This window comes from Pseudoalteromonas sp. BZA4, assembly GCF_040104395.1.
GTDB lineage: Bacteria > Pseudomonadota > Gammaproteobacteria > Enterobacterales > Alteromonadaceae > Pseudoalteromonas.
Genome location: NZ_JBECOT010000001.1, coordinates 228245 through 240414, shown reverse-complemented (window position 1 = coordinate 240414; position 12170 = coordinate 228245). Strand labels below are relative to the sequence as shown.

Here is a 12170-nt window from a genome sequence, read left to right as displayed (position 1 = left end):
CTTTACTGCGAAATTTAATATTCAACTCAGCACTGCGCTTACACAGACAACTGTAGGTTGGGGCTTCAAGCGGAAGCTTCATCAAAGATAATACCGATTGTGTGAACCCTTGTAGTGCCCTGAACGACAAGCCAAAGACAGCTTTGAGTGTTAAGCAAGTTTCAATAGCAAGATCAGAGAAATGATTAGAGCGGCCACGCCCGCCGTGAGTACATTCGTTATACCAATGACGCGTTGCTTTTTCGTCAAACCAGAAGCGAATATTACCGCGGTTAACGAGGGCTTGATTATAGTGAGACCAGTTTGTGATTTTGCTCATTGTTGTTGCACGGGCTAGTAGGATATAGATGATCTGATCACAGGCTGGCAAGATAGTTCAAACTTTTAGGAAACAACGCCGAAAAAATTACAAACCCAATAAGCAGTGGGATTACTAAAATTGCGAGTACAAATTTTTCCATGTCCTAATATTTTCCTTACGAATAACCCTGAAGCAATTTTATAATTGAAGAAAATTTTACAGCTATAAACTAAAAATAATGTGGCACGAGACATAGCATACCGCATTCGTCCTTCTAATATTAACTTGCTAACTTGTTTTTAAATACCTCTAAAGAATACAGATTGTAAGAAGCTTAAAAGATCAGTTTGATTAGAATAATAGTCAGCAATCTCACCCCAAACTTCGAAGTTACTTAAGTTGAACCCGTCTTCTATATCATTATAATAAAGACATCGCTTACCAATTATTGCGACAACCCAAAAGCCATTGCCCTCTTCACCAAATGGATACTGAGTCCATTTTTCAAGCTCGTTTAGTTTAATTTGGTTCCACAGGTTTCTTTCTACAAAAGACATGTTGAACTCAGCAATTTCTATTATGCCTTCTAAATGAGGTTTTGTGATAGGTTTCCAGTTACTCATAAGTTTCTATTTTAGGCAATTTAATTCATTCCTAACGAATCACATAACCTTCTGATATTTAGTATTAATGAACTCAAGAAAGAGACCCTTAATATGTGTTTGCCGAAAAAACTTTAACGGCTAACAGATATATCAAAGATAAACAGGTTTTTAAAATAACAAAAGAAAAATTAGCTACTTAAAGCAGCAAAAAAGAATCGATATGCTTACTTTATCCAAGCATGTTGATATGTGTTAAGTGTCGATTATTACGAAACCTTCAGCCCAATAATCTTTACCAAGTGGGTAACACGATATATAGAAACCACTTTCGTCACAAGCAGCGGGGTTAATATTTGGAAAATCACTAAACCCAGGTTGCTCTTTAGCCTTCCAACAGCAGCAATTGCCTCTTGCTCAGAAGCATAAATCCCGATTGTCTTTACACATTCATTGTTTTCAGAAATTATGTGCAAATGCTCTAGCAGGTATACTTTATCCATAGACACCTAACATTTAAAAAGTGCGTTCATCGCGCATACTTTGCAGACTTTACGCAAATTATCTGGTTTCTATATTTTTAACAAATCCCCTAAATGATTACTAGCACGAAGTTTTTAAGGCATCAATGTCAAATTAAAGTGAGTAATCTGATCGCAACGTTCATTGCCATGGATATATGTGAAAAGAACAGTTTAGCAATTGATTAAATATGATATTTTGCCAATCCTAATAAACACTTTTTGATCGCTAGAGTTCTAGGGAATTCACCTGATTAAGTGTTGTGAGCTTGCCACAAACAAAAAGAGCATTGTATATAGCGCAATAAAAATCACGCATACAATGCTCTTTAGAGACTATTTTAAAATAACGAGGATTATTTTAGTGAGTCGTTAATTTCTTTTAGTGTTGCAACTGGATCTGCCGATTGGGTGATTGGGCGACCAACAACTAAATAGTCGCTGCCATCTTCAACGGCTTGTTTTGGTGTCATGATGCGCTTTTGATCGCCTGCATCGCTGCCTGCTGGGCGAATACCCGGAGTAACCAGTTTAAAGTCTGCGCCAAGTTCTGCTTTTAGCTTTTTCGCTTCTTGTGCTGAGCACACTACCCCATCAAGGCCTGATTCTTTAGCAAGATTTGCTAGGTAAATTACTTGTTCTTCTGGTGTTTTATCTACACCTAAACGAGTAAGTTCTGCGGCATCCATACTGGTTAGTACAGTTACTGCAATCAGTAATGGAGCATCATCACCAAACTGCTCTAAAGCTTGCTTTGCTTTAGTCATCATTTCAACGCCACCAGAGGCATGCACGTTAACCATCCAGACACCCATTTTTGCAGCTGCGGTTACAGCTTTAGCCACTGTGTTTGGAATATCGTGAAATTTTAGGTCTAAGAATACATCAAAACCTAAGTCGATTAGTTCCTTAACAAAGCTAGGACCAAAATACGTGAACATTTCTTTGCCTACTTTAAGGCGACACGTATCAGGCGATAATTGCTTTACAAACGCAAGAGCTGTTTGTTGATCATCATAATCAAGGGCAATTAATACTTTTTTTGAATCTTCGACAGACATAACTTTCCTAAAAACTAATGGACTAATATGAATTAAAAACCGTCTATGCCACGGCTTGGAACAATTGTTTCCCAGTGCTTACAAGATGGACATACCCAATAAATGGTATGACTGGTAAAGCCACAGTGTTGGCACTGAAAATCAGGTTTGGTTGCGATATAAGACGTTACTAGCTTATCAATTTGATCGAGTACATCTTTAATATCGTTGTTTTGTTTGGCAAGTAGCTGTAATAAAAAGCTAAAGCCACGAATAGTCGGATGACGCTTTAAACTATCCGTTAAAAATTTAATTGCTTGCTCGATGTGCCCTTGCTCAAGTAAAGCTTGGCAGTGTTTTATTTTTATTAATACACCACCTTTATCTAGCAGTTCATTGAGCAATTCGTAAAACTGATGCGTCAAATTAAGTTTTTGATAGCTCAGTGCTAATTCTTCAATAAACACTGGCGCAAAAAACGTAAACTGACTAATCAGCTCACGCCAATAGTAAATTGCTTTTACATAATCTTCTTTAGTGAAAGCACTGTGGCCAAGCTCATACAACGGGCGAATAGCTTTGTGGTTTAAGCTAATGGCTTTACGCATAATTTGCGTATCATTGTCTTGTAAGGCTGCTTCACAGTAAAAATTGGCAATCGCTTTTACATGCTGAGGTTTAGTGAACAACTCACTGTGGGCCTCGTACATGTTAATGCCCTTTTCCCACTCACGGGTTTGTGAATAAAGATTAATAATTGGCTCTAACGCTTCTTTATAGCCTGCCTTAACAAGCCAAACCAAATGCTCTTCTGCACCATCTAACAAGCCTGCCATAATGTAATCTTCAGCAAGTTCTAAGCGGCTGGTTGCAGCTTGTTGCTCATCAAGACTTGGATGTTTTAATAACAGCTCATGAATTTTAATGGCGCGGTCAAGTTCGCCACGGCGGCGGAACATAGTTGCAAGCGTTGAATAGTGTTCAACAGAATCAGCGGCAACTTCGAGTAGATTAATAAGGTGCTCTAAGCCTTGGTCTTCTTCTCTGTCTAAGAGAAATTTAAGGCCTTTGGAATATTCAGAGGTAATTTGGCGATTAAGCTGATGAGCTTGGTTTTTAGCGCTGTTTTTACCCATTATCCAACCGTAACCGGCTGCAACGGGTAAAAGTAAAAACAGAAGCTCAATCATGATTAGGTGTCTTTATTAGCAACAAGCTTTTTATTGTTTTTTTCAGGCGCTAATTTTTTCTTTAAGCGATAATTTTGCCACTTTAACTGAGAAAACAGTGTAAAGCTTATAAAACAACCAATTGCGACACCTAAAATAAAGCAGATACTTATTACAACAGCTAAGGGCAAAGTATTACTCGCGATTAAATAATTGATTTGCACCAATTGTGGATTCTGTGAACCAAGTACAAACGCAATAAATAAACACAGCGCAATTAATACAATTTTTAATACCCTAAACAAGTAACTACTCCTGTATAAAACTAGGCAATACTCGCATTTACGCGGTCACGTAATTCTTTACCTGGTTTAAAATGTGGTACGTGCTTACCGTCTAACTCAACTGTTTCGCCAGTCTTTGGATTACGACCTGTGCGAGGAGAACGATAATGCAATGAGAAACTTCCAAAGCCACGGATCTCGATGCGATCTGAGCTAGATAATGAGCCGGCCATTTGTTCAAGAATTTCTTTAACGGCATTTTCAACATCTTTCACAGGGATGTGTGCGTGTTGCTCGGCAAGTTGTTCTATCAATTCTGACTTAGTCATAGCGTTTCCTTAAAGAGTGGTAAAGGAAGGGCAAAACTGCCCTTCCAATTTTAAAAGACTAGATATTAGTCTTTTTGAGCATTTTTGAATGCTGCAGCCATAGCGTTTTCGAACGCTGGCTCTTCTTTCTTAAGCTTCTCTAGTACTTCTTTCTCTTCTGCTTCGAAAAGAGCTTTAACAGATAAGCTTAAAGTGCGGTTCTTACGATCAACACCAACGTATTTCGCTTCGATTTCGTCGCCTGCAGAAACTACAGTAGTAGCATCTTCAACACGCTCTTGAGCGATATCAGCTACACGGATGTAACCTTCAACGCCTTCGATTAGCTCAACAGTTGCGCCTTTCGCATCAACTTCAGTCACTTTACCTTTAACAATAGCACCTTTTTTGTTTGCGTCCAGGTAGTTATTGAATGGGTCAGCTTCGATTTGTTTAACGCCTAGAGAGATACGCTCACGCTCTGGGTCAACTTGTAATACGATAGCAGTGATTTCGTCGCCTTTCTTGAATTCACGTACAGCTTCTTCGCCTGGTGTGTTCCAAGAAATGTCTGAAAGGTGAACAAGACCGTCAATACCGCCTTCAAGACCGATGAAGATACCGAAGTCAGTGATTGATTTGATCTTACCAGTAACTTGGTCGCCTTTGTTTTGTAGACGAGCAAATTCTTGCCATGGGTTAGCAATACATTGCTTAAGACCAAGAGAAATACGACGACGCTCTTCGTCGATTTCAAGAACCATAACTTCAACAGTGTCACCTAGTGAAACAACTTTTGAAGGGTGGATGTTCTTGTTAGTCCAATCCATTTCAGAAACGTGTACTAGACCTTCTACGCCTTCTTCGATTTCAACGAAACAACCGTAGTCAGTAAGGTTAGTTACACGACCAGAAAGCTTAGAACCTTCTGGGTAACGACCAGCGATAGCTGCCCATGGATCTTCGCCAAGCTGTTTAAGGCCTAGAGATACACGAGTCTTTTCTTTGTCGAATTTAAGAACTTTAACTGCGATTTCGTCGCCAACATTAACGATTTCTGAAGGGTGCTTAACACGCTTCCACGCCATGTCTGTGATGTGTAGTAGACCGTCAACACCACCAAGGTCAACGAACGCACCGTAGTCTGTAAGGTTCTTAACGATACCTTTAACTTCTTGACCTTCAACAAGGTTAGCAAGAAGTTCTTCACGCTCTTGTGAGTTCTCTGATTCGATAACTGCACGGCGAGAAACAACAACGTTGTTACGTTTTTGGTCAAGCTTGATTACTTTGAACTCAAGCTCTTTACCTTCAAGGTGAGTTGTGTCACGTACTGGACGAACATCAACAAGTGAACCAGGTAGGAAGGCACGGATTGAATCAACTTCAACAGTGAAACCGCCTTTAACTTTACCGTTGATAACACCAGTAACAGTCTCTTGCTCTTCACATGCTTTTTCTAAGCGGATCCACGCTTCGTGACGCTTCGCTTTCTCACGAGAAAGGATAGTTTCACCGAAACCGTCTTCGATTGCGTCTAAAGCAACATCTACTTCGTCGCCAACAGCAACTTCTAGTTCACCAGCAGCATTTTTGAATTGCTCAGCAGGGATTGCACTTTCAGATTTAAGACCAGCATCAACAAGTACGATGTTGTTCTCGATTGAGATAACAGTACCTTTAACGATAGAGCCTTGCTCTGCTTCAAAACCCTTAAGGCTTTCTTCAAATAACTGCGCAAAATTTTCTGACATTATACGTCTCTAAATAATTAAATAACCAATTAGCAACCATGCTGCATGGGGTTGTTAAAATAGCACTGGCTTCCTGCCGGCACCTTAATAAATTACTTTTAAGCTTTTGGAAGCTTTCCTGCAAGTACTGCTTCGTCGATTAAAGTTACTACTTTATCAAACACTTGCATTGCATTAAGTTCGCTAGTATCGAGCTCAATGGCGTCTTCTGCAGGAACAAGCGGCGCAACTTCACGCGTCATATCACGGTGATCGCGAGCTTTTATGTCCTCAAGTAGACCACTTAGTGTAACATCAAGACCGCGTTCGTTCAACTCAGCAAAGCGACGACGGGCGCGCTCTTCAGCTGATGCGGTTAAATAAATCTTCAATGGTGCATCTGGGAACACAACTGTGCCCATGTCACGACCATCGGCAATTAAGCCGCTCTCAGTACGAAACGCACGTTGACGACGTAATAATGCTTCTCTCACCCGTGGTAATGCAGCAATCTTTGATGCCGCAGCACCCACTTCTTCGTTACGAATTGTGGTTGTGACGTCTTCGCCTTCCAAGACAATTTTAGAAGTATGTGTTTGGCTATCGACCAAAAACTGTACATCTAAGTTTGCAGCTAGCGGAACTAGCGCATCTTCATTATCTAGTTCAATTTGATGATGAAGCGCTGCAAGTGACAGCACACGATAAATCGCTCCACTGTCTAATACATCCCAACCTAATTTCTCGGCTAACAAGCGACAAACAGTTCCTTTACCTGAACCACTTGGGCCATCGATGGTGATTACGGGCATTGATAACGCCTGCATTTATAACCTCCTGCAATGCACACCAAAATAAAACCGCGATATTATACGCCAGTTCTAGAAATAGATCCGCATTTAGAATGTAACTTTTTATATTTTCTTCTGTTTTATTGACTTGAGACAGACTCTAGTACTTTGAAAAACGTTGGAAAAGTTTTGTATGTACACTTAGGATCGTTAATGGTTATCGGCTTTCCGCCAACGGCAACCATTGCAAAACACATGGCAATACGGTGATCGTTATAGGTATCAATCGCTACATCGTTAAATGTGTCTGGTGGTGTAATTTCGATGAAATCTTCACCTTCAACCACTTCTGCACCAACTTTACGAAGCTCAGTCGCCATGGCATATAAGCGATCTGTTTCTTTTACACGCCAGTTATAGATATTACGAATAGCTGTTTTACCTTTAGCAAAAAGCGCAACAGTGGCGAGTGTCATTGCCGCATCAGGGATTGCATTGGCATCAATATCGACCGCGTTTAGCTCACCTTTACGAACCACCAGCTTTTCATCGTACCAATCGATTTTGGCGCCTACTTGCTCCATAACTTTGGCAAAACCAATATCACCTTGAACAGATGCCGCACCTACCCCGTTAATTTCAATTTCGCCGCCAGCTATTGCAGCCGCCGCAACAAAATAAGAGGCGCTTGATGCATCACCTTCTACCATAATACGCTCAAGTGCTTGATACTGCTGACAGCCTTTAACGTAAAATGTTTCGTAATTGTCATGGCTTACAGTAACGCCAAAGCGTTTCATTACATCTAGGGTAATGTCAATGTAAGGCTTTGATACCAGCGTGCCTTTAATGGTGATTTCTGTATCGCCATTAAATAATGGTGCTGCCATTAGTAACGCTGTTAAGAACTGGCTAGAAATGCTGCCATCAATTGCAACTTTACCACCGTTGATTTTGCCGCCTTTTATGGCCAGTGGTGGATAATCTTTGTGCTTAAGGTATTCAACATCACCACCGAGTGCTTGTAGTGCATCTACCAAATGGCCGATTGGGCGCTCTTCCATACGAGGCTCGCCGACCAGCTGGTACTCGCCATCTACAGCAGCTAAAACCGCTGTCAGTGGACGATAAGCAGTACCGGCATTACCTAAAAATAAAGGCTCGCTTGGGGTTTTAAATTTACCCGCAACCCCCTCTACGGTGGCCACTGTTTTATCTTCATTAAGCGATACATTTACGCCTAAAAGATTTAATGCACCTAACATGTGACGAATGTCATCACTGTCTAGTAGGTTTTCAACAACCGTTGTGCCCTCTGCAAGAGCAGCAAGCAGTAAGATACGGTTTGATAAGCTTTTTGAGCCTGGTAGTGTCACACTACCATTTACCTTTGTAATCGGTTCAAGACGAAGCTGTTCCATAATTAGCTGTTCTCCTTGGCGAATTTTTCCATAAAATTAACCAAGGCTTGAACACCTTCAAGTGGCATCGCATTATAAATGCTTGCGCGCATACCACCGACAATACGGTGACCTTCAAGGGCTAATAAGCCTGCTTCTTTTGATTCACTAATGAATTTATCATTCAGTGATTCGTCGTTTAGCCAAAATGGTACGTTCATTCGCGAACGGCAATGCTTAGCAACTTTGTTGCTGTAAAAATCTGAGCTATCAATGTAGCTGTAAAGAAGTTCTGCTTTTGCGATGTTTTGTTCTTCCATCGCTTTAACGCCGCCATTTGCTTCAAGCCATTCAAATACTTCAGCAGCTAAGTACCACGCAAATGTCGGTGGGGTGTTATACATGCTGCCTTGTTTTGCTTCTAAGGCGTAATCAAGAATACCTGGCTTTGCAAGACCTTCACGCTCAAGAAGCGTTTTGCGAACAATAACAATCGATAAACCAGATGGGCCAATATTCTTTTGTGCGCCAGCGTAAATAAGATCAAACTGATTTACGTCAAACTCGCGCGATAAAATAGTCGATGACATATCAGCCACAATAGGTGCTGATGGGTGTGATGGTACGTCAAAAATTTCAATGCCATCTACGGTTTCATTCGGACAATAGTGAATGTAAGACGCATCAGCAGGTAATTCCCAGCTGCTTGCTGGTTTAATAGAGAACTGGCCATTTTGCTGCTCATCATCACGTACATTGATGCTTTCAACTGCAGTGAATTTTGCCGCTTCTGAAGTAGCCCCTTTAGACCATACACCGTTTTCACAGTACACAGCTGGCTTATCATCAAGGTGAAGGTTCAGTGGTACAGCACTGAATTGACCACGGCCACCGCCGTGCATAAATAACACTTCAAACTCATCGCTAATATTCATTAAACGACGCAGGCTTGCTTCACATTTAGTGGTAAGCGCTAAAAAGTCGCTGCTGCGATGGCTAATTTCCATCACAGAGACACCTAAACCTTGCCAATCTATAAATTCTTTTTGTGCTTTTTGCATAACTGCCGGCGGTAGCATTGCCGGTCCTGCACAAAAATTATACTTAGTCATTACTTTGCCTCATTCCAGTAATTATAGTGCGGATAAAAAAAGCGGCCGAAGCCGCTTTTTAAATCAATGTTATTCTGAAGGTGGGTTATCACCCGTTTCTTCAGTATTTGTATCGACTACTTCAACGGCCTCGCCTTCGATGGCTTCTAGCTCATCAACTTCGATTTCTTCGATACGTTGTAAACCAACTACTTGCTCTTCGTCAATAGTTCGTATCAAAATAACGCCCTGAGTATTACGACCAACCGTAGAAACCTCGTTTACACGCGTACGTACAAGTGTACCGCGATTAGAGATGATCATGATTTCGTCGTTTTCGTCAACTTGTACTGCACCAACCACAGCGCCATTACGCTCGCTTACTTTGATTGATACAACACCTTGTGTTGCACGGCTCTTCGATGGGTAATCTTCAAGTGCAGTACGCTTACCATAACCGTTTTCTGTCACAGTTAAGATTGCGCCATCTGACTTAGGTACGATTAACGACACAACACGTTGGTCGTCAGCCATCTTAATACCACGAACACCTGTTGCTGTACGACCCATTGGACGTACACCTTTGAAGCGGATTTCTGGGTTACCATTTTCATCTAGAACTGGGTTACCGTTTTCATCAACAACTGCTGACTCTTCTGCTTCTTTAAAGCGAACAACTTTACCAGCATCAGTGAATAGCATGATTTCATTCGTGCCATCAGTGATATCAACACCAATTAGGCTATCGCCTTCATTTAGGTTAACAGCGATGATACCGCTCGCACGTTGACGGCTGTATGCTGTAAGTGGTGTTTTCTTAACTGTACCAAACGCAGTTGCCATGAAGATGTATTTATCTTCTTCGTACTCACGTACTGGTAAGATAGCAGTAATACGCTCATCAGCTTCAAGTGGTAATAAGTTAACAATTGGCTTACCACGCGCTGCACGGCTTGCTAATGGTAACTGATATACTTTCAACCAGTATAGGCGACCTGCTGTTGAGAAGCACAGGATTGTATCGTGTGTGTTAGCAACTAATAGACGTTCGATGAAGTCTTCATCTTTCATCTTCGTTGCTGATTTACCTTTACCACCACGACGCTGTGCTTCGTAATCCGATAATGGTTGATACTTAACGTAACCTTCATGAGAAAGCGTTACGACAACGTCTTCTTCATTGATTAGGTCTTCAAGGCTAATATCGTGAGCAGCTGCACTGATTTCAGTACGACGTTCGTCACCATATTGCTCTTTAATTTCTACTAGCTCGTCGCGGATAACTTCCATTAGACGCTCTGGGCTTGAAAGAATATGTAAAAGCTCAGCAATTAGATCAAGTAAGTTTTGGTACTCGTCTAAGATCTTCTCATGCTCAAGACCCGTTAGTTTGTGTAAACGTAGGTCTAGAATTGCTTGTGCTTGTTGCTCAGATAAATAGTACTGACCGTCACGGATACCTAAATCAGCCGCTAACCAATCAGGACGTGCTACGTTATCTTCACCTGCTTTTTCAAGCATTGTTTTAACAGTGCCTAGTTCCCAAGGACGTGCTGTTAGTGCCGCTTTTGCTTCTGCTGGTGTTGGTGACTTACGAATAAGTTCGATAATTGGGTCGATATTCGCAAGGGCAATCGCTAAGCCTTCAAGCGTGTGAGCACGGTCACGGGCTTTACGTAAATCGAATACTGTACGACGTGTAACAACTTCACGGCGGTGTACGATAAACGCTTCAAGCATTTCCTTTAAGTTGAAACACTTAGGTTGGTTGTTATCAAGTGCAACCATGTTCATACCAAACACAGTTTGTAACTGAGTTTGTGCATATAGGTTGTTTAAGATTACTTCACCAACATCACCACGTTTGATTTCGATAACGATACGCATACCGTCTTTATCTGATTCATCACGTAGTGCACTAATACCTTCAATCTTCTTATCTTTAACAAGCTCTGCGATCTTTTCGATTAGGCGTGCTTTGTTAACTTGATAAGGGATTTCGTGAACGATGATTGTTTCACGACCGGTTTTTTCGTCAACTTCGATTTCAGCGCGAGCACGGATATATACTTTACCACGACCGGTTAAGTACGCTTGCTCAATGCCTTTTTTACCATTGATAATCGCCGCAGTCGGGAAATCTGGACCTGGGATATATTCAATAAGGTCAGCAATTGACATATCAGGGTTTTGAATAAGCGCTAAACAACCATTGATAACTTCTGTTAAGTTATGAGGTGGAATGTTCGTCGCCATACCAACCGCGATACCCGAAGAACCATTTACTAATAAGTTAGGTACTTTAGTAGGTAATACGTCAGGAATTTGCTCAGTACCGTCGTAGTTCGGTACGTAATCAACCGTTTCTTTTTCTAAATCAGCTAATAATTCATGTGACATTTTCGCCATACGGACTTCCGTATAACGCATTGCTGCCGCAGAGTCACCGTCAACAGAACCAAAGTTACCTTGGCCGTCAACAAGCATGTAGCGTAATGAGAAAGGCTGCGCCATACGAACGATGGTGTCATATACCGCGCTGTCGCCATGTGGGTGGTACTTACCGATTACATCACCAACAACACGTGCTGATTTCTTGTAAGGTTTATTCCAATCATTATTGAGTTCGTTCATTGCAAATAGAACGCGGCGGTGAACTGGCTTTAAGCCGTCACGTACGTCTGGCAATGCACGTCCTACGATTACACTCATCGCGTAATCAAGGTAGGAGTTTTTTAATTCATCTTCAATATTGACTGGCAGAATTTCATTGGCGAGATCAGTCATTTGATTTCACATTCCTTCAGTATTGACTCATTAAGAGGCAAACCGCCGTCTTAAGAGCTTTAGTTATTATTTCCAGACCATGCTATCACAATTTATTTAGATTTACAGGCGCTAAATCTTTGCGATTTATTAATTTCCCCCTA

At 41.3% G+C, this 12170-nt stretch carries 12 protein-coding genes; all 12 read right to left on the bottom strand.

Translation table 11 applies throughout. From position 1 onward, the window contains the following. Positions 1 to 319: transposase (locus ABMY41_RS01000; protein ID WP_253036278.1), on the bottom strand; the 319-nt coding region annotated here is incomplete at its 3' end. A gap of 281 nt (positions 320 to 600) precedes the next feature. Further along, complete coding sequence (locus ABMY41_RS00995; RefSeq protein ID WP_063705468.1) at positions 601 to 924, bottom strand: hypothetical protein; 324 nt, start codon at positions 922 to 924, stop codon at positions 601 to 603. A gap of 248 nt (positions 925 to 1172) precedes the next feature. After that, complete coding sequence (locus ABMY41_RS00990; protein WP_349273943.1) at positions 1173 to 1406, bottom strand: hypothetical protein; 234 nt, start codon at positions 1404 to 1406, stop codon at positions 1173 to 1175. 374 nt (positions 1407 to 1780) lie between these two features. After that, complete coding sequence (gene pyrF, locus ABMY41_RS00985) at positions 1781 to 2485, bottom strand: orotidine-5'-phosphate decarboxylase (RefSeq protein ID WP_063705476.1); 705 nt, start codon at positions 2483 to 2485, stop codon at positions 1781 to 1783. A gap of 32 nt (positions 2486 to 2517) precedes the next feature. Further along, complete coding sequence (lapB, locus tag ABMY41_RS00980; RefSeq protein ID WP_058585078.1) at positions 2518 to 3654, bottom strand: lipopolysaccharide assembly protein LapB; 1137 nt, start codon at positions 3652 to 3654, stop codon at positions 2518 to 2520. A gap of 2 nt (positions 3655 to 3656) precedes the next feature. Next, a complete protein-coding gene (locus tag ABMY41_RS00975) occupies positions 3657 to 3938 on the bottom strand; it encodes a LapA family protein (protein WP_054551349.1) in 282 nt (93 codons plus the stop codon). A 20-nt stretch (positions 3939 to 3958) separates the two neighbouring features. After that, entirely contained in the window at positions 3959 to 4246 is a 288-nt protein-coding gene (gene ihfB, locus ABMY41_RS00970; RefSeq protein WP_036968575.1) for an integration host factor subunit beta, read from the bottom strand. A gap of 65 nt (positions 4247 to 4311) precedes the next feature. Then, positions 4312 to 5979 (bottom strand): 30S ribosomal protein S1, encoded by a 1668-nt coding sequence (gene rpsA, locus ABMY41_RS00965; protein ID WP_054551350.1) that lies wholly within the window; start codon positions 5977 to 5979, stop codon positions 4312 to 4314. A gap of 98 nt (positions 5980 to 6077) precedes the next feature. After that, positions 6078 to 6785, bottom strand: a complete 708-nt coding sequence (gene cmk, locus ABMY41_RS00960; protein ID WP_175078364.1) for a (d)CMP kinase — start codon at positions 6783 to 6785, stop codon at positions 6078 to 6080. A 104-nt stretch (positions 6786 to 6889) separates the two neighbouring features. Then, entirely contained in the window at positions 6890 to 8170 is a 1281-nt protein-coding gene (aroA, locus tag ABMY41_RS00955; protein ID WP_251599243.1) for a 3-phosphoshikimate 1-carboxyvinyltransferase, read from the bottom strand. A gap of 2 nt (positions 8171 to 8172) precedes the next feature. Next, positions 8173 to 9261 (bottom strand): 3-phosphoserine/phosphohydroxythreonine transaminase, encoded by a 1089-nt coding sequence (serC, locus tag ABMY41_RS00950; RefSeq protein ID WP_054561553.1) that lies wholly within the window; start codon positions 9259 to 9261, stop codon positions 8173 to 8175. A 69-nt stretch (positions 9262 to 9330) separates the two neighbouring features. After that, complete coding sequence (gene gyrA, locus ABMY41_RS00945; RefSeq protein ID WP_349273941.1) at positions 9331 to 12027, bottom strand: DNA topoisomerase (ATP-hydrolyzing) subunit A; 2697 nt, start codon at positions 12025 to 12027, stop codon at positions 9331 to 9333. Between the last annotated feature and the right edge of the window lie 143 nt (positions 12028 to 12170).

Coding starts and splice junctions, on each gene's coding strand:
- ABMY41_RS00995 (WP_063705468.1), bottom strand. CDS start 924: ATGAGTAACTGGAAACCTATCACAAAACCTCATTTAGAAGGCATAATA.
- ABMY41_RS00990 (WP_349273943.1), bottom strand. CDS start 1,406: ATGGATAAAGTATACCTGCTAGAGCATTTGCACATAATTTCTGAAAAC.
- pyrF (WP_063705476.1), bottom strand. CDS start 2,485: ATGTCTGTCGAAGATTCAAAAAAAGTATTAATTGCCCTTGATTATGAT.
- lapB (WP_058585078.1), bottom strand. CDS start 3,654: ATGATTGAGCTTCTGTTTTTACTTTTACCCGTTGCAGCCGGTTACGGT.
- ihfB (WP_036968575.1), bottom strand. CDS start 4,246: ATGACTAAGTCAGAATTGATAGAACAACTTGCCGAGCAACACGCACAC.
- rpsA (WP_054551350.1), bottom strand. CDS start 5,979: ATGTCAGAAAATTTTGCGCAGTTATTTGAAGAAAGCCTTAAGGGTTTT.
- cmk (WP_175078364.1), bottom strand. CDS start 6,785: ATGCAGGCGTTATCAATGCCCGTAATCACCATCGATGGCCCAAGTGGT.
- aroA (WP_251599243.1), bottom strand. CDS start 8,170: ATGGAACAGCTTCGTCTTGAACCGATTACAAAGGTAAATGGTAGTGTG.
- serC (WP_054561553.1), bottom strand. CDS start 9,261: ATGACTAAGTATAATTTTTGTGCAGGACCGGCAATGCTACCGCCGGCA.
- gyrA (WP_349273941.1), bottom strand. CDS start 12,027: ATGACTGATCTCGCCAATGAAATTCTGCCAGTCAATATTGAAGATGAA.